Annotated in this window: 23 protein-coding genes; 12 read left to right on the forward strand and 11 right to left on the reverse strand. The window is 40.1% G+C overall.

The genetic code is table 11. The annotated features are described in order from the left end of the window. Positions 1 to 11 precede the first annotated feature (11 nt). The 11 genes from SPI61_RS04125 to SPI61_RS04175 all read left to right on the forward strand — a co-directional run bounded on the left by SPI61_RS04125 (position 12) and on the right by SPI61_RS04175 (position 8,982). A complete protein-coding gene (locus SPI61_RS04125; RefSeq protein ID WP_321136853.1) occupies positions 12 to 554 on the forward strand; it encodes a DUF5317 domain-containing protein in 543 nt (180 codons plus the stop codon). Further along, on the forward strand, positions 544 to 1,785 hold the full coding sequence (locus SPI61_RS04130) for a CapA family protein (protein ID WP_321136854.1): 1,242 nt from the start codon (positions 544 to 546) through the stop codon (positions 1,783 to 1,785). Before SPI61_RS04125 ends, SPI61_RS04130 begins: the two co-directional genes overlap by 11 nt. Further along, a complete protein-coding gene (locus SPI61_RS04135; protein ID WP_321136855.1) occupies positions 1,760 to 2,680 on the forward strand; it encodes an RluA family pseudouridine synthase in 921 nt (306 codons plus the stop codon). Before SPI61_RS04130 ends, SPI61_RS04135 begins: the two co-directional genes overlap by 26 nt. Then, positions 2,670 to 3,593 (forward strand): diacylglycerol/lipid kinase family protein, encoded by a 924-nt coding sequence (locus SPI61_RS04140; protein WP_321136856.1) that lies wholly within the window; start codon positions 2,670 to 2,672, stop codon positions 3,591 to 3,593. Before SPI61_RS04135 ends, SPI61_RS04140 begins: the two co-directional genes overlap by 11 nt. Further along, positions 3,586 to 4,149 (forward strand): GNAT family protein, encoded by a 564-nt coding sequence (locus tag SPI61_RS04145; protein ID WP_321136857.1) that lies wholly within the window; start codon positions 3,586 to 3,588, stop codon positions 4,147 to 4,149. The genes SPI61_RS04140 and SPI61_RS04145 overlap by 8 nt, the downstream gene beginning before the upstream one ends. 24 nt (positions 4,150 to 4,173) lie before the next feature. Next, complete coding sequence (locus tag SPI61_RS04150; protein ID WP_321136858.1) at positions 4,174 to 4,425, forward strand: hypothetical protein; 252 nt, start codon at positions 4,174 to 4,176, stop codon at positions 4,423 to 4,425. A gap of 155 nt (positions 4,426 to 4,580) precedes the next feature. Further along, positions 4,581 to 5,951 (forward strand): magnesium transporter, encoded by a 1,371-nt coding sequence (gene mgtE, locus SPI61_RS04155; RefSeq protein ID WP_321136859.1) that lies wholly within the window; start codon positions 4,581 to 4,583, stop codon positions 5,949 to 5,951. A 57-nt stretch (positions 5,952 to 6,008) separates the two neighbouring features. Beyond that, positions 6,009 to 7,400 (forward strand): cysteine--tRNA ligase, encoded by a 1,392-nt coding sequence (cysS, locus tag SPI61_RS04160; RefSeq protein WP_321136860.1) that lies wholly within the window; start codon positions 6,009 to 6,011, stop codon positions 7,398 to 7,400. Continuing rightward, positions 7,397 to 7,786, forward strand: a complete 390-nt coding sequence (locus tag SPI61_RS04165) for a Mini-ribonuclease 3 (RefSeq protein WP_321136861.1) — start codon at positions 7,397 to 7,399, stop codon at positions 7,784 to 7,786. The genes cysS and SPI61_RS04165 overlap by 4 nt, the downstream gene beginning before the upstream one ends. Then, complete coding sequence (rlmB, locus tag SPI61_RS04170) at positions 7,770 to 8,483, forward strand: 23S rRNA (guanosine(2251)-2'-O)-methyltransferase RlmB (RefSeq protein ID WP_321136862.1); 714 nt, start codon at positions 7,770 to 7,772, stop codon at positions 8,481 to 8,483. The genes SPI61_RS04165 and rlmB overlap by 17 nt, the downstream gene beginning before the upstream one ends. Beyond that, positions 8,455 to 8,982, forward strand: coding sequence for an NYN domain-containing protein (locus SPI61_RS04175; RefSeq protein ID WP_321136863.1), 528 nt, complete (start codon positions 8,455 to 8,457; stop codon positions 8,980 to 8,982). The genes rlmB and SPI61_RS04175 overlap by 29 nt, the downstream gene beginning before the upstream one ends. 42 nt (positions 8,983 to 9,024) lie before the next feature. On the opposite strand, the gene SPI61_RS04180 is transcribed toward SPI61_RS04175, so the two are convergent. From SPI61_RS04180 to SPI61_RS04230, 11 genes are all read right to left on the reverse strand, one after another. Then, entirely contained in the window at positions 9,025 to 9,555 is a 531-nt protein-coding gene (locus tag SPI61_RS04180) for a hypothetical protein (RefSeq protein ID WP_321136864.1), read from the reverse strand. 343 nt (positions 9,556 to 9,898) lie between these two features. Continuing rightward, positions 9,899 to 11,860: a lipase/acyltransferase domain-containing protein gene (locus SPI61_RS04185; protein ID WP_321136865.1), complete on the reverse strand. Its 1,962-nt coding sequence runs from the start codon at positions 11,858 to 11,860 to the stop codon at positions 9,899 to 9,901. 520 nt (positions 11,861 to 12,380) lie between these two features. Further along, the gene (locus SPI61_RS04190; RefSeq protein WP_321136866.1) at positions 12,381 to 14,327 is read right to left on the reverse strand and encodes a lipase/acyltransferase domain-containing protein; all 1,947 of its coding nucleotides are present in this window, start codon (positions 14,325 to 14,327) and stop codon (positions 12,381 to 12,383) included. Between the two features lie 330 nt (positions 14,328 to 14,657). Beyond that, on the reverse strand, positions 14,658 to 14,927 hold the full coding sequence (locus SPI61_RS04195) for a DUF2700 domain-containing protein (RefSeq protein WP_321136867.1): 270 nt from the start codon (positions 14,925 to 14,927) through the stop codon (positions 14,658 to 14,660). Between the two features lie 13 nt (positions 14,928 to 14,940). Beyond that, a complete protein-coding gene (locus tag SPI61_RS04200; RefSeq protein WP_321136868.1) occupies positions 14,941 to 15,462 on the reverse strand; it encodes a GNAT family protein in 522 nt (173 codons plus the stop codon). A 19-nt stretch (positions 15,463 to 15,481) separates the two neighbouring features. Continuing rightward, a complete protein-coding gene (locus SPI61_RS04205; protein WP_321136869.1) occupies positions 15,482 to 16,324 on the reverse strand; it encodes an amidohydrolase family protein in 843 nt (280 codons plus the stop codon). Positions 16,325 to 16,633: 309 nt separating this feature from the next. Next, on the reverse strand, positions 16,634 to 17,191 hold the full coding sequence (locus tag SPI61_RS04210) for a LemA family protein (RefSeq protein WP_321136870.1): 558 nt from the start codon (positions 17,189 to 17,191) through the stop codon (positions 16,634 to 16,636). 10 nt (positions 17,192 to 17,201) lie between these two features. Beyond that, complete coding sequence (locus SPI61_RS04215) at positions 17,202 to 18,152, reverse strand: DUF3137 domain-containing protein (RefSeq protein WP_321136871.1); 951 nt, start codon at positions 18,150 to 18,152, stop codon at positions 17,202 to 17,204. 310 nt (positions 18,153 to 18,462) lie between these two features. Next, positions 18,463 to 18,984: a GNAT family protein gene (locus SPI61_RS04220; RefSeq protein ID WP_321136872.1), complete on the reverse strand. Its 522-nt coding sequence runs from the start codon at positions 18,982 to 18,984 to the stop codon at positions 18,463 to 18,465. Positions 18,985 to 18,994: 10 nt separating this feature from the next. Beyond that, positions 18,995 to 19,615: a class I SAM-dependent methyltransferase gene (locus tag SPI61_RS04225; RefSeq protein WP_321136873.1), complete on the reverse strand. Its 621-nt coding sequence runs from the start codon at positions 19,613 to 19,615 to the stop codon at positions 18,995 to 18,997. Between the two features lie 720 nt (positions 19,616 to 20,335). Beyond that, the gene (locus tag SPI61_RS04230) at positions 20,336 to 21,094 is read right to left on the reverse strand and encodes an EFR1 family ferrodoxin (protein WP_321136874.1); all 759 of its coding nucleotides are present in this window, start codon (positions 21,092 to 21,094) and stop codon (positions 20,336 to 20,338) included. Between the two features lie 257 nt (positions 21,095 to 21,351). On the opposite strand from SPI61_RS04230, the gene SPI61_RS04235 reads away from it, so the two are divergent. Beyond that, entirely contained in the window at positions 21,352 to 21,549 is a 198-nt protein-coding gene (locus tag SPI61_RS04235) for a hypothetical protein (RefSeq protein ID WP_321136875.1), read from the forward strand. The last annotated feature ends 35 nt before the right edge of the window (positions 21,550 to 21,584 follow it).

The following is a 21,584-nucleotide window of genomic DNA, read 5'->3' on the forward strand; positions in this document are numbered from 1 at the left end:
TGATTTTTTCAATGATAAAAAAATACAATTTTTCAAATACTGAATTTTTTCCGAAGAAATACATTACATTTCCACTTGTATTTGTCGTGATTAATGTCGGTTTATTTGTTGCGGCGAAAACCGGCGCATCGCCTGTGCAGATTCGAATTTTGCACATGTTGAGTTTTGTATTTTTCTATCCTTATATGATAAAAAATCACAAATACACGGGAATGCTCTTTTTGATTGCAGGTGTGAGTTTAAATCTTCTCGTGATGTATTTAAACGATTTTCGAATGCCGATTGACCCGTACTATTACGGAAAAATCGCATCTCAAAACGACTACGTGCTCACAAAAGCGGGCTACAATCTGTATCACTCGCTGATGGACGAGCACACGGTTTTATATGTTTTGGGAGACACGATCCCGCTTATGAAGCCGTATCCGTTTCCGAAAGTTGTTTCAATCGGAGACATTTTAATCGGCATCGGTTTCAGCGCCCTCTCAATTACAGCACTGAGGGGCGACTACAACGAAAAGAATGAGGAAGGAGAGATTTCGGATGAGAAATAGAAATTTAATATTGCTGTTTATTGTAATCTCACTCTTTATTTTCGGTTGCAAGAAAACAGATGAAAAGATTTTGGATACAAAGGTTGAAGCGAAAGTCGAAGAAAAGAGCGATGAGGCACTTCGCTCGAGATATGAAAAGATGTACAGCTCATTTTATGAAGCGTACAACTTTAGCAAAAAAACGGAGCTCGAAAAAAAGAACAGGGGCTTTAAACTCTATGTTGCGGGAGACATTATGTTTCACAGTCCGCAACTCGACGCGGCTAAAAAAGACGGTGCGTACGATTTTTTGGACAGCTTTAAATATATAGGCGGAGTGATTGAGGACGGACTTTCGATTGCGAATTTCGAAACGACAATTGCCGAATCGGGATTTATGGGCTATCCGCTTTTCAGAACTCCGAAAATCGCCGTAAAAAATCTTAAAGACGTCGGTTTTGATATTTTGGCGCTTGCGAACAACCACTCACTCGACGGCAAAAAAGACGGTATAAGGCGAACAAAAGAGGCGGTTTTGGAAAACGAAATCACACCGCTAGGAACATATTTTTCGGACGAAAAAAATGACCCGATCATACTTGATGTCGAGGGTCGAAAGATTGCATTTTTAAATTACACATACGGCTTAAACGGCCTTGACGGTTGGCTCGAAGGCGAAACAAATCTAATAAATGTGCTCGACGAAGAAAAAGTGCTTCATGATATAAATTATGCGAAGGAAAATGCGAACGGCATTATCGTCATGGTGCATTGGGGCACGGAATATATCATAAACGGCAACGACAAGATGCAGGAGAAGTGGCTGAACTTTTTTGCGGAAAACGGAGTCGACATTGTGCTCGGAAGCCATCCGCACGTGATTGAGCCTGACGGTTTCATCGAAAAAGACGGACATAGAATGTATTATATTTTCAGTCTCGGCAATTTTCTTTCGAACCAAAGGCGCGAATATATGGACCAACCATATGGCGAGGACGGCGTGATTCTTGAAATGAATATAAAGCCGTACGACGACAAAAGAATTTATGCCGCCGACGTTTTTTATCATCCGACCTGGGTTAAGCGCACGAAAACTCCGCTCAAATATGAAATTGTTCCGGTCTATGAGGGACTAAGCGGCAGCTTGGACGGAATAAATGAAGCTGACAAGGCGAAACTCGCGGAGTCGAAGGACAGAACGCTTTCGATTTTAAAAGCGGGGAAATATGTTGGAGACAAAGTCGATGAATAAATATGAGCAATTCATTGAAATAGAGGCAAGTGAAGACGCTAAGAAGCTCAATGATGCTTTGAAGCGCCTTTATATTTCACACAGAACCTTTAAACGATACTATTACCGCGACCTCATTCGCGTTGACGGCAAGTGGGTGAAGCACATTGACCCCGTGAAGAAGGGGAGCAAAATAAGTTTCAGAATTCCGGGGAGCTACACGCCAATCGGTCTTCCCGCCGAAGCGCCGGAAGTGCTCTACGAAGACGATATGATTTTTCTTTTGAATAAACCGGCGGGGATTCTTACGCATGAATCCAGAAATCATTTCGGAGTGAATTTGAAGGACATGGTTTCGACGCTTTTTAACGAGAGGGAAATTTTCGAGCCGGTCAGATTCATAAATCGACTCGACATGGACACATCGGGCATAATTATGATTGCAAAACACGACATTGCGCAAGGCTATTATCAAAAACTGCACGAAGCGGGAAAGATAAAAAAAGAGTATATTATGATTGCGAAATCCGATGCGCCGCTTACGAAAAAAACGACGGTCACGACGAGAATCGGTCGCGACGAAATCGGCATAAAGCGAAAAGCGGTCGGAGAAAATGAGGAAGGACTCGACGCAAAGACGATTTTCACGCCGCTCTATTTTAAAAACGGCTACGAAATTTTGAAGGCGGAAATAAAAACGGGAAGGACGCACCAAATTCGTGTGCACTTGGGGACGATGGAAAAAGTGCTATTGGGAGACGAGCTTTACGGCGGCGACAAAACGCTGATCTCAAGGCAGGCGCTCCACAGCTACAGACTGCGGACTTTTGATTTAAATGGAAATAAGATTGACATATTTTCGGAAATGCCCGAAGATATGAAGACGGTTATAAGGAAGATTAGAGATGAGTTTTAAAAAATTTCTGTTCATACTTTCGAAAGAGGCGGCGGGCGGAAGAAATCTCCCGACTGCGGAGGAGATAAGAGAGTATGTGAATCCGAATCTCGACGTCGAGATTGTAAAAACCGAATACAAAAACCACACGACGGAGCTTGCACGTGAGTTCGGGCAAAAAAATCCGGGAGCAGTCATCGTTGCTTGCGGCGGCGACGGCACACTTCGTGAAGTTGCAAAGGGCGTCTACGGCACCGACAGTTATTTTTCGTTTCTTCCCTGCGGAACGGGAAATGATTTTAACAGAAGCGTTTCGGGCGAGGTCGACAAGATTAAGCTTTTAAAAAACATTCACAATTTGGAGCCGGATGTGCTCGATTTAATTGAAATCGGCGGGGACATCTGTCTCAACGTTTGGTCTTTCGGGTTTGACGCGGACCTTCTTGTTGAAGCGAAAAAAATTCAAAAAAAATATCCGAAAATTATGGAGAGCTCGTATCTTTTTGCGGCGCTTAAAACTGTTTTCGGAAAAATTTCCTCGAAAATAGAATACGAAGTCGAAACGGTTTCGGGAGAAATCAAAAAGGGAAAAGGCGATTATATTCTTGGAAATATTGCGAACGGAAAATATTACGGCGGCGGCTTTAATCCTGCGCCGCATGCGGACGTCTCGGACGGCATTTTAAATCTAATGCTCGTCGACAAAATGAGCGTTGTTGAACTCGTGTCTTTAATCAGCAAATATAAAAAGGGAAAACACACTTCTCTAAAAAAGGTTCACATGTTCGAGGTGACGAGGGGAAAAATACGCTCGCTTGAAGGTGAACTCATCGGAAATTTCGACGGCGACATCATTCCATTTCACGAAGCGGAATTTCGAGTTTTAAAACACGCGCTGAAATTCGCAAGATTTAGGGAGAATATTTATGGATAATATAAAAATTGAAACGGAAAGACTAATAATAAGACCGATTTCTATGTTTGACGCGAAGGATATGTTAGAATATGCAAAAGACCCGGAAATGACGAGATTTCTGGGATGGGATGCGCACGAGAAAATCGAGGACACTCTTGCCATTCTAAAAACTATGGTTGAGCGCGAGGACAATTATCCTACATTTGCAATTGTTTTAAAGGAAAACAAAAAAATGATCGGCACAATCGACGCCATAATTTTTGGGAAAGGCAAAGCTTTGAAAGCGGAAATCGGATATGCACTTTCGCGTGAGTATTGGAGCAAGGGCATTATGACCGAAGCGGCGATAGGAGTTGTCGGGCATCTTTTTACAAATTATGGCGTTCACAGAGTTCAGGCGAAGCACGACTTAAAGAACCCCGCGTCCGGTAAAGTCATGGAGCATATCGGAATGAAAAAAGAGGGGACTCTCAGGGACTATCTCTATGTAAAGGGCGAATATGCGACGATGAATCTGTATTCGATACTTCGAGATGAGTGGGATGTTTTATACGGCGACAAGTCGGGTAAATAGATAGTAGTTGAAAGGAGGAGAAATATGGAAAGAGCAGCATCACTTCAAAAATTTTTATTAGGTGTTCAAATTGCAGACTTAATTTTAAAAGTGTGCCTTTTTGTTGCGCTTATAGTTTTAGTGATTATTGCAATCTCTTATTTGAAACAAAGAAAGAGAATCGAACTTGAATATCACAAGAAAAAAATGAGCGAAGAAAAAACACATGTGGATGTTTTTAAAAAGGAAATTGACGACACGCTTTTTGCAAAAGCAGACGAAGACGATTTGGAATAAAAATTTTAATTAAGCCGAAGGACTCGGCTTTTTTTATTGCAAAAATTTAATAATATTTTTTTAACCGCAATTTTGTGTGTTTTGTAACATTTCTATCTTGAATAGAAAGGCTCCATATGTTATAATTACTGTATATCTGAAAAGGAGGGATAGAGATGGATTACGCAGATAAAAGACTTCTTGAGCTCGAAGAACTTGAAGAACAGTTTAAAGAATTAATAAAAAATAAGCAGCTCAAAGAAGCAAAGGCATTGATTGAAAATTTAAATGAAGTCGACGTTGCGTTTTTGATAGACGAACTAGATCCGACGACCGGTACGGTAGTCTTCAGAATGCTTCCGAAGGACATTGCGGCGGATGTTTTCGCAAACTTTGACAGCGAGCAGCAACAGGCGATTATTCGATCTTCAACGGATGCCGAAATAAAGGCGATTATGGACGAACTTTATTTCGACGATAAGGTCGATATGTTGGAAGAAATGCCGTCAAATGTGGTAAATTCTCTTTTAAAGTACTCCGCTCCTGAAGAAAGAAATTTGATTAATCAGTTTTTAAAATACCCGGAAAATTCAGCCGGCTCTCTTATGACTATCGAATATGTTTCCCTCAAAAAGGAAATGACAATCGAAGAGAGTTTCCGAAAGATTAAACGCGAAGGTATTGATAAAGAAACTATTTATACACTTTATGTCACCGACGACTACAGAAGACTCATCGGGATTTTGTCTTTGAGGGAACTTATTGTTGCACCTGCTGAAACAAAAATCAGCGAGCTTATGCGCTCCGAAGTTGTTTATGTGCACACCCACGACGACCAGGAAGACGTCGCAAATCTATTTAGAAAGTATGGATTCGAAGCAATTCCGGTCGTAGACAACGAAAAGCGTATAGTCGGAATTATCACATACGACGATATTATCGATATCATTGAAGCGGAAACAAACGAAGACTTCCAAGTCATGGCCGCTATCACGCCGTCGGAAGACGAGTACTTGGAAACAAGCGTTTTGAGTCTTGCAAAGCACAGAATTATGTGGCTTATGGTTCTCATGATTTCAAGCACCATCACACAAAGAATTATTGCAGGCTATGAATCGTATCTTTACAGCGTTGCGGGGCTTTCAACATTCATCCCGATGCTCATGGACACGGGCGGTAACAGCGGAAGCCAAAGTAGTACACTTGTCATTCGCGGACTTGCAACGGGCGATATAAAGCCGAAAGACTGGTACAAAGTCATGTGGAAGGAATTTAGAATTGCAATGGTTGTCGGTATCGTTCTTTCAATAATCAGCTATTTTAAAATTATTTATTTTGATAAAATGCCGAACAACATCGCGCTCACAGTAAGCATAACGCTTATTTTTGCGGTTATGACGGCAAAGGTTGTCGGCGGTGCTTTGCCGATTGCCGCACACAAACTGAAACTCGACCCGGCGATTATGGCTTCGCCTTTAATCACGACAATTGCCGATGCCACATCACTAATAGTTTACTTCATTTTAGCACAAAGCATTATCGGTTAATTATGGCGGCGAATAGACGAAAAGTCTATGCCGCCTTTTGTATAGGAAAGGATTTTTATGAAATTATATAATAGTTTGACAAATAAAAAAGAGGAGTTCCGCCCGATTGAGGGAGGAAAAGTTTCAATTTACGCATGCGGACCGACAGTCTACAACGACATGCACGTCGGAAACGTGAGACCGCAAGTTGTATTTGATGTTTTGAGAAGATTTTTCATCTATCTCGGCTATGACGTGAAATATGTTTCAAATTTCACAGACGTTGATGACAAAATTATAAACAAGGCGAATGAAGAAAACACGACAATCGACGTGATTTCAAAGAGATATATCGAAAGTGTAGAGGACGACTTGAAGGCGCTTCACGTCTATGATTATCCTATTATTCATCCGACTTGCACCGAGCATATGGACGACATAATAGAGTTCATTGACGGGCTTATTAAGAAGGATTTTGCATATGAATCAAACGGCGATGTTTATTTCAGAGTGAGAAAACTTAAAGACTACGGCAAACTGTCAAACAGAAATATCGAAGACCTCGAAGTGGGCGCACGAATTGAAAAAAATGAAATTAAAGAAGACCCTCTCGACTTTACACTCTGGAAAAAGAAAAAGGAAGGCGAAGTTTATTGGGATTCGCCGTGGAGCGAAGGACGTCCGGGCTGGCACATCGAATGCTCGACAATGATTAAGTCGATTTTCGGCGGCACGATTGACATCCACTGCGGCGGCGAAGATTTGAAATTCCCACACCACGAAAACGAAATTGCGCAATCCGAAGCGCTGATGGATAAACCGCTCGCACACTATTGGCTGCACAACGGCATGATCAATATAGAAAATGTGAAGATGAGTAAAAGTCTCGGCAATTTTCTGTACGCAAAGGATTTTCTCGAAAAAGAATCCGGCGAAGTTCTGAGATTCTTCATTTTGAATGCGCACTACAGAAAACCTTTAAACTTTAATGCCGAAGCGATTGAAGCGGCAAAGACATCTTTGAGGCGACTTAAAAATTCGAAAAAAAGGCTTGCGGAACTTTTGGAAACTGCGGAAGATGCTCCTGCGACAGAAGAAATTTCGAAAAAAATCGGAGAAATAAGAGAGTCATTTAAGGCGCATATGGGCGACGACTTGAACACGCCGGACGCTTTTTCGGATATGTTCGCACTTTCGAAATTTGCAAACTCGGAATTGGGTGAAAATTCAACAAAGGGCTCGCTTGAAGAAGCTCTGAAACTTTTCGGAGAATTTACAGAGGTGCTCGGAGTTTTGCAAGATGACGAAGACGCGGGACTCGACTCCGAAGTGAAAGAACTTATGAGACAAAGGGATGAAGCGAGAAAAAACAAGGACTATAAACTCTCCGACGAAATCAGAGACCGTTTGACGGAAATGGGCTACATCGTCAAGGACACGCCGAACGGCACAGAGGTGGAGAAGAAATGATAACCGACGAAGTCTATCAAATGGACGTTTTAAATCTCGCATTTTTGGGCGACGCCGTGTATGAGCTTTTGGTTCGGGAAATGATTTCCACAAAAAACACGCGCGTGAACGAGCTCCACAAAGAGGCGGTGCACTTTGTTTCCGCAAACAGCCAATGCGAAGATTTGGACGTAATCTGGGAAGACTTGGATGAGCGTGAACAGACAATCGTGAAGCGTGCGAGAAACAAAAGACTGCACGCACCGAAACATACAAAGCCGCAGGTTTACACTCTTGCAACCGGTTTTGAGGCGCTTTTCGGAGCGCTATATCTGAGCGGCGAGAAAGAGAGAATAGCCGGACTTTTCGAGAAGATAAAGGAGAATAAGTATGGAAATAATCGGTAGACAAGGCGTATATGTTGCGCTTGAGGACGACAGAATTGAAAAAATTCGCCTCGTTGTCATGGACAGAAACAATGAGCGCATAAAAGATATCATTGAACTTGCCGAAAAAAAGAATATAAAAATAAGCGAAGACAGAAATTTCTTTAACAAATTTAAACGCTCACACCAAGGAGTTGCGCTCGTGATTCCGGAGTTTAAATATATGGAGCTCGACGAAATGTTTAAACTGCCGCAAGAGGAAAGGGAAGTCGTGGTTGCGCTCGACTCGATTGAAGACGTGAATAATCTCGGCTCAATCATAAGAAGTGCGAGCGTGTTCGGCGTTTCGAAAATTATAATTCCGAAGGACAGAGCGGCGGATGTGACGCCGGCGGTCATAAAAACTTCGCAAGGCGGCATTGCGGACGTCGACATAATAAAAGTCACAAATCTTTCGAGAGCGCTCAAAGATGCGAAGAGCAAGGGTTACTTTGTCATCGGTTGCCACATGGAAGGGGAGCCGATGGAAAATTTCGTTTCACCGCCGGTCATAATTGTTGTCGGCAACGAACACAAAGGAATCCGACCGGGCGTTTTGAAAGAATGCGACAAAGTGCACACAATTCCAATGTCAAAAAATTCAAGTGTCGGCTCGCTTAACGCCGGCATTGCGGGTTCGATTATGCTCTATGAATATTTTAAGGCATTCGGAGTATAGCGACCTCATCCTGGTTGACGGGTACAATCTTCTCTTTGCGGACAAAACGCTGAAAGAGCTTTCGGAGACGAGCCTCGAGGAAGCAAGACTTCGGCTTGAAAGCCTGCTGTCGGGTTACTCACTTTATGTAAAAAAACAAATCGTCGTCATCTACGACGGACATTTTGTGAAGGACAATCGCGGCGACGAATTTATGCGGGACAATTTGGGAATTGTCTTTACGAGAGAGAACGAAACTGCGGATTCGAGAATTGAATCGCTCTCGTTTTCACTTTCGGAGCGGTTCAATCTTACGGTTGTCACAAGCGACTTCGCTGAGCAAACACTTGTTCTTATGAACCAAATTGAAAGAATGGGCTCGAGGGAGTTTCTAAATCGATTGAAGGACAGCTACAAGCTCGAAAAGAAGATGCACAGAAGAAAGAATCTCGCTACCGAAAAAAATACTTCCGACTGGAAGGAGATTTTAAAGGAGATTCGAGAAAATCTGGAGGAATAAAATAAAGCTGATTTCCGTTTCGGAAGTCAGCTTTTTTGTGTATTATTCTCCGGCTTTAAATTCCATGATTGCGTTCATCACGTCGTTTATATTTGCGATGAGCCATTTGTCACCCTCTTTTTTAAGGAACACGCTCTTTTCGAGTTCGACCATATTAATCCCGTCGACATCGACGTCTTTGATTTGTGGGGCACCCCCTTCGAGCATGGGGTTATTTAGCCCGACCTTGTTTACATATTCGCCCATATTCATCGATTCAAACTCGTACATAAGGGAGCCTTCGGTTTTGTCTTTTTCAATTTCTCCCGAAATATATTTAGATGAAATTTTCGAAAGATATGTTTCCATAAACTCCCTTTCGAAATCGTCGTGCCATTCGGTGTTTCGCATTTGCTCCTGTTCTTCGCCCGAGACAAAGTCGGCGGCGGTTTTAAAATCAGCATCCTTTAGAGCGGCGAAAAAACTGTCAACTGTTTCCTTTGCCTTTTCGGTTTCACTTGAAGTCTTGCTTTTGCAACCGCATAGCGATGAAAAAGCTAAAACTGCGGCAATAATATATAAAATCCTCTTCATATTTTCCTCCAATATATTTTCGAGTTCAAGCGCTGTTTTTCGAAAAATTGTCTATTGATTTTCGGGAAAGCTCGAGTGGTGTTCGAAAAATGTTCAAGCAATTCTCGAAAAAATTTCAGGAAAAATTCATGAGTGCTCGGATAATGTTCGAAAATTTTCACTCGCTTTTCGAAAGCGAATTTTCCTTCGCCGAAAATCAAAAAGCGGTCAAGTAATTTTTTTAAAAAACCCGCTATTTTCGCTTAAATTCGTATTCTATAACAATTACATTATACTATAATTTTTGTAAAAAGCAAAAAAAACACCCAATCGCAACCGATTGAGTGCTTAAATGGTATTTTGTTTATCTTCCGTTCAAGAAGTCGCACATTGCTCTTAAGTTTCCTAAATCTAAAAGCATTCCGAGGTGGTCGCCGTTAACTTCTTTAAACTTAGCTCTGACTTCCGGTGTCATTTCGTCGAATGTCATACCCATCGTTGCTGAGTAGAGCGGAACCATTCCGTCTCCTTCCGGAGTGCTGATTGCGTAAACATTGCTCAAAATGTCTTGGTTTCCAGGGAAATATCCTGAAACAACTGTAGGGTGATTGTTTCCTACAAAGAACATTGAGTTCGGACGGTGCATAAGAATAACTTCGCCGTCTCTTTCGCCGTTCACTCTGTAAAGTTTTGAGTTTTCGACAAATTGGGAATATCTGTCGCCTTCTGCTGCAACAGACATTCCATAGTCAACAGTTTCCAAATCTGCAATTTCAGAAACATTTGCATCTGTAGCTGCTCTTAAAATTTCGTCGTAATTTCTATATGAGTTGTTTAAAATTCTGTTGAAACTATTTAGATTTTCGTTGTAAACATGTTGATATGGATATTTTTCAAGCATTCTTTGTGTAGGAAGAAGTTCAATCATTCCTACAAAACTGTTGCAGATGTCAGCTTTAATTCCGACGAATTTTTCAATCAAAACATCTGCAAATCCGCCTGCGAGACTTCTACTTGACAATGTGTTGTATGCAGAAGGTGCTCCTTCATAAGGTGTGCCGAATGAGAGATATTTGTCGACTTTTTCGTCGTGATTTCTTAAATAGTGTGCTGAAACAAGTCCGCCCATGCTGTGTGCGATGATGTCAACTTTAACTTTTCCGCCGTCTGTAATTTGGTCGATGAAAGCGTCCAATTTTTCAGCTGTTTCAACATTTGATTTTCTCCAGTCATATGAGAAGAGATAAACCGGTCTGTCCGGGAAATTGCTCATAAGTTGTCCGAAAAGTGAAGCGTACATTGCAACCGGTCCGGTGTGTCTTTGGAACACAGGAACTTTTCTTAAATCGCCTTGTTGAAGGCCGTATAAATTCGGGTTTGAGTCTAAATTTAAATCTTCATTTGCTTTTGATGCGTCATATCCGATTGGAACCCAAATTCTTTTTGCAGATTTTTCTTTGTCGCCTGAAATCATTCCTGTAGCTCTTTCTTCAGGAGTTACAAGGCTGTCGTCGATATTGAAGAGTTCAGAACCTGCTATGCCCGGAATGAAAATGATAGGCTTTTTGCCTGTGTTTCTTTCGTGAATTTCATCGCCCAAAATATAATCTTTTAAAGAACCGATGAGTTCTTCGCTGTTCATTTTGTCAGCTTCAAAATATTTGTCGGAGTTTTCTTCAAAAAGTCTTTTTGAGAAAGCGTAATCTCTGTTTCTCATTTTTGAGAAATCAGTTACCGAGATAAGTCTTGTGTTTTCTGCGAGATTGTCGGCAGCATTTTTGTAGCTGTTTGCATTTCTGAAATAGAAATGGTCTCTTTGTGTGTACGGTCCATTTTTTGTGATAGGTCCGATGTTCGGATATGTGCTTGTGAAAAGAACGATGTCCTTTTTATCTTCAAATCCAAGTCCGTTTGCTATTTCAAGTGCTGCTGTCGGGTTTGAAAAACCGAAAGGTCTGATATATCTGAATGCATTTTCGATTCTTTTCAAGTCCTTTGATTTTCTTGCATAAGTTGTTGAATTGCCGTTAAAAGCAATAAGCGTGATTGAGATGTCTCCTGTTTCGATGAGTTCGTTGGAGAGTGTAACCACTTGATTTTTAATTTCGTCGAGAGCATTTTGGCTTGTGTACATGCTTCTGTCAACTAAAAATACAACTTCTTTTGCACTGTTGTCTTCCGGAATCGGGTCCGGAACGATTGTGTCGTCCGTGGTGTCTTCTACGGCGTTCGGTAAATCATTTTGAGCGAAGATTGCCCCTGTGTTAAAAATGAGTCCGAGAACCATAAAGAGCGCCAACATAATTGATGTTTGTCTTGTCTTCATAAAATCCTCCTTAAATTAAGATTAAATTAATAATCTTTTTCGTTAGCAATTATATTATATCATATTTTACATTAAAATGGGCTATAAAAATAAAAAAAATAAAGAAAAATAGAAAATTATTGGTAAATAAATATTTTTTTTACAATTTATAATGATGAAATATCAACTGTCAGCCGAATGGTAAAATTAATTAATTGTAGAAATATGCCGAGAATTTTTAATAATTATTTGTTTTGCAGGCATTTATAACAACATTTTATAAAAAATTACAGTTTATTAATATATTTGTCGTAGCGTAAATTTAAATTCTTAAATTTCAAAATCGATTTATCAGATTAAATCAACTCAATTGGAATTGATTTTCATTATCAAAACCGCTAAAATTTTTTTGATGGGAAATATAATTTAATAAATGCTTTTAAACGCTTTTTATAAATTCATAAAAATATCTGTGAGTTTTTTACCCACAGATATTCTCGCACAAAAAAACACCCAATCATAAGATCGGATGTTTTAAAAACTATCTGACTTCTCTTCCGTTCAAAAAGTCGCACATCATTTCAAAATTGTGGCGATCGGAGAGCATGCCCATGTGGTCGCCGTTCACAACTCTGAATTTCGCCCTTATTTCCGGAGGCATTTCTTCGAATGTCATACCCATCATTGCGGAGTAGAGCGGAACAACGCCGTCACCTTCAGGAGTCATAATATTTTCAACTCTTTTCATCGATTCGCCTTCTTCGCCCATGAAATATCCGGCGACAACTGTCGGGTGGTTGTTGCCGGCAAAGAACATCGAGTTCGGACGGTGCATGAGAAATATGTCGCCGTCTCTTTTGCCGTTTTCTCTAAACATAGAAACGACATCCAGGAATTTTTGATATCTGTCGCCCTTTGCAGCGCGTGTCAACGCGAGGTCTTCGGTTTCGAGGTCCAAAGATTTGCTGATATTGTTTTCGCTCAAATATTGAACCAATTCTTCGTAAGTTTTATTCTTTCCTCTGATTGCGCGGAGAAATTCCTTTTGATTTTTTTCATCGAGTCCAACATATTGCATTGGATATTTTTCGAGCATTTTCTTTGCAGGGAAGAGCTCAACCATTGATGTAAAGCTCGAAACAACCTTTGGGTCGAATCCCGTGAAGGCTTTAATAGCACCGTCGACAAATTCATTTACAAGAATTGAGTTTGCAACATAATGGTGCGTTGTCGGCGCGCCTTCATAAGGAGTGCCGAACGAGAGATATTTGTCGACTCTTTCGTCGTTGTCCTTCAAATAAAGAGCGGAGATTATGCCGCCCATGCTGTGAGCGATTATATCAACTTTAACTTTTCCGCCGTCCGTAATCTCATCTAAGAAATTGCCAAGCTTTTCTGCGGATTCGACATTCGATTTTCTCCAGTCATATGAGAAGAGATAGACCGGTCTGTCCGGAAAATTCTTCATGAGATTTCCAAGAAGCGGAGTGTATTGCGAGAACGGTCCGGTGTGTCTTTCGAGCAAAGGCACATTTCTCAAATCGCCTTGTTGCAGCGCATAGAGAGTGTCGTTTGTGTCAAGACCCAAATCTTCAGTGACTTTTTTCGGATCATATCCGATCGGCGGATAAATCAACTTCATATTTTTTTCATTGTGTCTTCCAAGCATGCCCGTCGCTTTTTCAGCGTCGCTCACGAAACCCGGCTCGATGTTAAAAAGTTCGGAGCCTGCAATTCCCGGCACAAAAACTATAGGTTTTTTGTCGGTATTTATTTCGTGAACTTCGTCGCCCAAAATAAACTCCTTCATTGAATCTACGAGTTCGATTTCGTTCATCTTTTCAGATTCAAAATATCTGTCCGAATTTTCTTCGAAAACTCTTTTTGCAAATCCGTAATCCCTATTTTTTAGAGCGGATAAATTTGAAACCGTGATAAGTCTCGTGTTTTCTGCGAGACTGTCGAAAGCTTTTTTGTAGCTGTTTCCATTTCTTAAATAGAAATGATCTTTTTGCGCATACGGACCGTCATTTGTGACGGAGCCGATGTTCGGATAAATGCTTGTGAAAAGAACGATGTCCTTCGTTTCGGCAAATTCAATACTATTTGCGATTTCGAGTGCTAAAGTAGGGTTTGAAAAGCCGAAAGGTGTGATATATCTGAAAGCATTTTCAATTTTTTCCACATCATTCGTCTTCTTTGCGAGAGTGTTTGCATTGCCGTTAAATGCAATGAGCGTGATTGAAACGTCACCCGATTTAATGAGTTCGCTCGAAAGGGCGGTCACTTGATTTTTAACATCTGCGAGAGTTTTACTATACATACTCCTGTCAATTAAAAATACAACTTCTTTTGCGCTCGTCGGAACGTCCGTCGTGTCTTTTGTGGCGTCCGGTAAATCATTTTGAGCGAGTATTGCTCCTGTGTTCAAAATGAGACCGAGAACCATAAAGACTGCCAATAAAATTGTGGTTTTTCTTGTCTTCATAAAATCCTCCTTTAAATTGATAAAAATTAAAATTTTATCATTACATTATTCATTATACCATACTACTGCGAAAATTATTCATAAATTTATGAAAATTTACAAAAATCTAAAAGAATTAATAAATAAAAATATTTTTGACAATTTTAAGCTTCGTAATATCGTCAATATGTAGTAGAAAAATTTATAAAACAAATTCAACAGTTTCGATTATATAAACGCATTGAAAGAGAAGATATTAAGTTTTTGAAATATTTAAAAGTTCTACGAATAGATTAAAACAAAAAAATCTTTGAATAAACCGCTATGATTCATACAAAGATTTCTATAAAACTATTTTCTTTTCGGTTTTTTAATATTCATTCCAAAAACCATTCCAAACATCATTCCAATACCTATGCCGACCGCCATCTCGTCTGCGAAAATAGAGCCGAGAGCCGCACCCAAGCACATACCGATGGACATGCCTTCCGGCATATAATTGTCTTCTGTATCTTCATTTTTGTTGTCGTGCTTTTTTGCGGAGTAAATCGCAACATAAGCCGCACCCGCGATGAGCACAAGCGGAATAATGATTTTCGACATATCTTCTAAAAAATCCATAAAACCTCCAAGACTATTTGTAACTTACAAAATTTTCTTTTGTCAAATCATAGAAGACGGTGGATTGCAGTTCACCACGTTGGTCCTTCCACGAGTCATATTGGATTTCCCTCACTTTAAATCCAAGTTTCTCATAAACATGTTGCGCACGTTTGTTTTTTAGATTGGTCGTGAGAAAAATAAGATTTGCCCCCATACTAAAAAGCTCCTCGATAAAAAGGCTCAAAACAACTCTCCCGATGCCGCGCTCCTGATAATCGCTTTCGCAAATTTTTATTCCGATTTCGCATTTTTTATCGTCCGACATCTCGTAATTCATCTCGCCGATCGGAATATCCTTGTACTCGATAATGAGTGTTCGTTTTTTGTCCGTATAATTTTCGATTTGCTTTCGGATTCTCTCAGCATTTGTGTGAACACCGTCGGGAAAACCTGCATGCGCCATAACACTGCCGTCGTTCCACCACGTTTCGAGTTGTTTTGCATCGGATTCGATAGCATTTCGAATCAAAATATCTTTATAATTTATATTCATCTATTTATTTCCTTTCATTTTAAATTTCAATTTTAAGAATTTCGCAAATATTTTTGTATGCGATTTTTTCCATTTCGTCAGCGCTGAAATTCATCTCGTCCAATATATCGCAGTATCTGTTGTAGACATCTTCAGCTTTTGTCTTGTAAACTTGCGGGAAATCCGTTCCGAAAATGAGCCTGTCGGCACCGAAACTTTTTAGAATGCGCTCCGTCATACCGGCACCGTAAATCTCGTAGAGCTTAGGGAGAATATATGAAATGTCCGCAAAAGTCGTCCCGCTTAGCGCATCTTGCCACTTCATGCCGCCGAGATGCGACGTGATAAAAGTGACGTCCGGAAAAACTTGAATCATCTTATTTATTCTGTCGGGTGCGCAGTCGTCGTGAAAACCGACCATTGTCGGATTTGAATGCACCATGACGGGAATTTCAAGAGCCGCCGCCTTTCGAAGGATAGGAACCATTCTGAGATCGTCGAACGGAATATTGAGGTTGTTCGGGTGAATTTTGAGTCCCGAAAGACCGTCTTTTTTTATTGCATCCTCGAGCTGTTCGACTGCAACGTCGAGCATATAAGCCCCGACATTTTGAACATCGGCAAATGCAAGAAAAAGTCCGTCCGAATTTTTCACGACCTCGCCGAGCCAACTGTTGTTCTTTGTGGTCTCCTGATACATAAAAGGATCGTTCGTCGGTTGCAAAATAAACTTCTTCACATTATATTTTTTAGCAATCTCAATAAAATATTCCTTTTTTGAATAAGTCCACTCGCATCCCGGGTCACCTTCGAAATACTCTCTGAACTCGTCTGTCACCAAATGCGCATGTGCATCGACCTTTGGAATCTCTCTCCACTTCATAAAATCACCTCTTTAATAATATTATAACATAAAAGCGGGTGGTGGGGGAGGGCGAGAAATTTTTGGGAGAAATCATTAATTGTATTTGTTAATGTACGCGACGTAGCGGGACGGCACTGTGAGTCCTCCCGCGGTTATGACTTACGTTAAATTTGGAACATCACCAACAACGCTGAGATAATAAAATACAGTAACAAAAAACCCCCAAACCAATTTTCGCAATGTGTGTTTTAAACACGTCTTCATTTCTTTTTCCAAATTTGCGGCGATACGCTTTTTTACGCGTTCGGTGTGACAATTCAGACTCTATTAAACATCATAATCAAAATGCTCAATCGATTTTTTTCCTGCGACATCGTCTTCAACAAGAAAATCCATTTTCGTCATTCCGTTTGACTTCGCAATGATTGACGTTGGGAATGAAACAACCTGCTGATTAAAGATGCTGATGTTGTTGTTTACAATTCTCTTTGCTGCGGCGAGTTGTTCATTTTCGTCGTCGATTTGATCCTGGAGATTCAAAAATTGCTCTGAAGATTTGAGCTCCGGATAGGACTCCGCCAAAGCATAAATTCTCTCGATGGCTTCGTTTTGGTTCTTAATTGCTTGATTCGACTCCGAGATGCTTCCGGATTGTCTTAGTTTAATAATATTTGCGAAAGTTTCCGCTTCGTGCTTTGCATATGACTTTGCAACCTTTATCATTTCGGAAATCGTGTCGTATCTTTTTGTGAGTGCGATGTCCACATTTCTCTTCGATTCATCAATGACAACTCTGTATCTTTTCAGTCTGTTCGATGCGCTGATATACCAAATCAAAACAATTGCAATCAGCGGCAGTAAAATATAAATAAATAAATTTTCCATATAATCTCCTTTAGAATTTTTCTCCGATAATATCTATCAATGCATAAAAATCTGCGAGTTTCGTCCGCACTTTTTCATACTCTCCGGCGAGTGAAAGATTGTCGACAAAATTTTTTGTGTGCGGAGCCGCAAACAGAAAATGCTTCGATTCAAATGCAACTGAAATATATTTTTCATTCATATAAATCGCAACATCCATATTTTTCTTCATATTATTTAAAAGCTCTATGATATTTGCATCGAGAATCAACCGCGTATAAAAATCGTCGGTTGAAAAGATTGAATATGAATTGTTGAACTCAATCGACTCTGTCTGAATTTCTTTTTCGTCTTTTCTTTTGTTGCCGTAGGGCCAGTGATTTATGCCGAAAATTCCTTTTTTATAAACCGGAACAACTCTGATGTGGCCGCTTATATTTGTCTCGAACTTTGCACATAGAACCTGCCCCGTGAAATCGGTGTGCCGGACTTCGTGGTCGTCTTTGTCGGTTGTGTAGTGGTAAGACTCAAGATTGCAAAACTCCGTTCGATAATCATCGCCGAATATTATGTGACAATTCGAATAATATTTTTCGGAGTCACGCACCAAATTGCTCAGAATTTTCAAATCTATTCTGCCGAAATAGTCCACCTCGGTGTCGGGAAGAATTTCCGTTAAGACCGGTTTCAAAAAATGCTCCACATACAAATCGGCGATATCTGTTCTGCTTTTCTTTATATACTTCGAGCAGAACTGCCATATGAAAAAAATCGGTATTATGGCATATTCATTGAAAAATAAAAATGCAACAATTGAAATAAATACTCCGATGGCTCCGATGTAAAACGGCTCCGTCACCTTGCTCTTCAAACTTGTTCGCACTCGCTCGAGCCGGCTCTTGGTATCTGGAGCGTTTTCCAGCACTTCAATTTTTTTTGAAACTTCCGGGTCCAAAAACCTTTCTCTATACTTCTTTCTCAAATAGCTGACGTTTCCTTTCCATAATTCTCTAATATAAATTTACCCGATAATCCATTGCAATTATCGAAAAGCCGGGAAATTTTACACGGATTTTACATTGCCTTGAAATTTTTATTTAAGGCGTTTTAGAAGGGGATATTTTAATGAATGAGACGGAGCGGGATGGTTCTTCGAATACTTCTGCCCAATTTTGTGTAGGGAATATGTATCAATATAAACAACGCTGTGTCCATAAAATATCTCGCCCAACCCCCATCGCAAATAAAAAGACGGTTGTGTTTTCACACTCGTCTCTTTGCTTTCCAAACAATTATCTCTCCACTTTCAAAAAATCTTCCTTTGTTATTCTATACATTAGCATTTTTATTTTCTCGCCCGTGAAGCAGTCTTTTTCGATTGTGTCGGCAGCGGGAGAATGCTTGAATCCTATTCGCTCCAATATTTTTTTGCTGTATTTATTGCGTTCAAAACATCCTGCCGTGATTGCCTCAAATGAATAATTTTCGAAGATGTACTCAAGGGCGAGGAGCATTCCGTTTTTGCCGTAGCCCATATTTCTGTATTCCGGAAAAACCCAAACTGCAAGGTCAGGGTCAATTTCGTCGGGACTTAGTCTTAGAACACCGACTTTTTCATTTGTTTTTATGTCGCGCACGGTCACCCAAAATTTAAATCTCTCGATTTCTATTTTCACAAAATCCGAAAGACTGTCGTCAAATTTGTAGTTGTAGCCTTTTTGAGTGTCGATGTCTTTCCAACATCTGTAAAAATCCGCCACATCGTCCGGCTTGTACGGCGCAAGGGCAATTGTGTCATTTTTTATTAGATACATCTTGTCACCTTTAATTCTTTTTTATAACTATAACTCCGGAGCAAAAAGAGATTTTTTGAAATTCCAAATCCGGAAAAGCTCTTTTCATTTTGTCAATTATAAAATATATTTCGTCGTGATCCCAAGAGTCGTGAAAATCAGTTTTGCATTTTTCAAGTTCATTTTCATTTTCAAACATAACGTCGCCGATAATAATTTTACCGCCGTCATTTAATCGCAAGACGAGTTCGTTTAAAAAATTTATTTTTGCATCGTCATCGAGATGGTGCAGGGAATAGGTTGCGACGATAAAGTCGTATTGTTCTTTTTCCAATTCTTTATTTAAGCCGTGTGAAAAATCTCCTACAAAAAGTTTTGCATTCGGCATTTTTTCTTTTGCAATTTTAACCATTGTTCCCGAAAAGTCTTGACCGTAGATTGTGCAGCCATTTTCGTAGAGCTTTTTTGTGAGGACTCCGGTTCCAAATCCAATGTCGAGAACAGTCGGTTTATTTTTTTCTGAAACAATCGCGAGAATTCTCGAAAGAACACTTTTGTATCCGGCAAACGGATATGAATTTTCATTGTTTGAAATTTCGACATCGATGTCGTATTCATCTGCCCACATGTCGAATCCTTTTTTATCAAGCATATTTTCTCCTTTTTATTAATTATATTTTTCTTTTTTCTATTGCGGCGATACGCTTTTCTCCGCTCAATGACGAAATTATAGATTTCTATTTCGCCCGCAAAAAACCGGTCGCCGTTACGGGTGGCGTGTGCGAGTCGATACAATTGTATATGCATCTATACGCGACGTAGCGGGACGGCATACGTTGTGACGTAAGGAACAACGATGTCCTCCCGCCATATATCAAACCTATACAATTTGGAACATCATCAACAACGCTGAGCTAGTAAAATATAGTAACAAAAACCCCAAACCAATTTTCGCAATGCGTGTTTTCAAAAACTTGTTCCATTCATTATCCCTCTTGGCGGCGATACACCTTTTTATCTCCTCTCACGACGAAATCATAGATTTCTGTTCTATGGATAAAAAAACTGGTCGCCGTTACGTGCGGCGTAAACAACACCAAACAATCAATAAGAATCTTACAACCCCCGCCGTATTTGCAAGGAATTTTCGATGAGAAACGCTTAGATGAAAGATTTTAGGAGCGAGACGTACAATACATCTATAGCCATAAGATATTTCATCCAAACTCATCCATAACCTAAATTTACGATGATATTTTGATGAGATGCGACGTAAACTCAATTTTTGATTGCGCAGGTGTGCTCATTTGCACTCCGAGCAATCAAAAATTGAAGTTTGCAAGCAGGTCGCAAAATATCACGCAAATAAAAACTACTTACTAATGATTTTAGACAGCAAATATCTCTCTTTTCCTACCGTCTTCTTCCCATATTCAATCGCTCCTACCGGACATTTCGCAATGCAGGCGCAGCAATGTGTGCAGTCGCCGTTCCATACCGGGTGACCGTCTTTGTATGTGATGTTATTGAGTACGCACACTTGTGCGCAAAAGCCGCACTTGATACATTTGTCGCTGTAGTAAAATTTTTTGTCCTTTGTGATAAATTTAAAGAAAAAGCTGTTCACGAGACCGGACTCAATTTTTCCAATCAAGTTCACCGATTTTTCAGGAATTTCTTTTCCGCTCTTAATATATTCGCCCGCTTTTATGATTTCGGCTTTTGCCGCTTCGACAATTTTTCGATTGGTTTCGTCGGAATCCAATTCAAAAAGCATCAGATAATTTTCGGGCATTTTTATCCCGTAGAGACCCTTGAAGTTGAGTCCGAGTTTTTCGGTGTTCGCCTTTATATATTTTATCGCATTTCCGAAAGAGTCGCCGTAGTTCATGACGACATAGATGTCGCGTGTTCCCTTAAATTCGCATTTTTGCAAATACTCCGACAAAAATCTCGGCACGCGCCAGCTGTATGTCGGGCAAACGAGCACAAAAGGTTTTTCAGATTTAAAAGTTTGCTTTTCGCCGTTTTTGATGAAGTGAAAGAGGTCGACCGCATCGTCCACCAAAATTTTTCTTAAATTATTCGCAATATATTCGCTGTTTTCGGTTCCTGAAAAATATAAAATCATAATTAGCTCCTTAATTTTATTCTTTCATATTATATACCCAATTTTAGGACAAGAGCATTGTGTGCAAGAGCCATAAGTAGGCAATGAACGTGCGTTCACATTGACTTTTTCGCTTTTATCTGTCATACTATATTCAGATAATAAATTTTGGGTGGTAGGAGGGGTATATTGAACATATTTTTAAAAATCAGTATTGTAATTTTATTCGGTGTCATCGGTGCAAAGATAGCTCGGCGCTCAGCAAATCGAACTTGCCGATGTTCGGCGGATTTTTAAGAACGGTACTCGACAACAACAGACCGTTAAACAAAGTCGTCTTCTCGGTTGTGAAAGACGAAGAGGTTCTAAATGACGCAATCGCTGCGGTAGAAGACATACTCGGTGACATGAGTAAACCGGGAGTCGGGCTGATGTTTGTCATGCCGGTTGACAGAGTTGTGGGCTGGACAAAATAAAGATGTAAAAAAAGAAGCGCTCACGAGGTGTGGGA

Origin of the sequence: Ezakiella sp., assembly GCF_034180565.1 — a bacterium.
Taxonomy (GTDB): domain Bacteria; phylum Bacillota; class Clostridia; order Tissierellales; family Peptoniphilaceae; genus Ezakiella.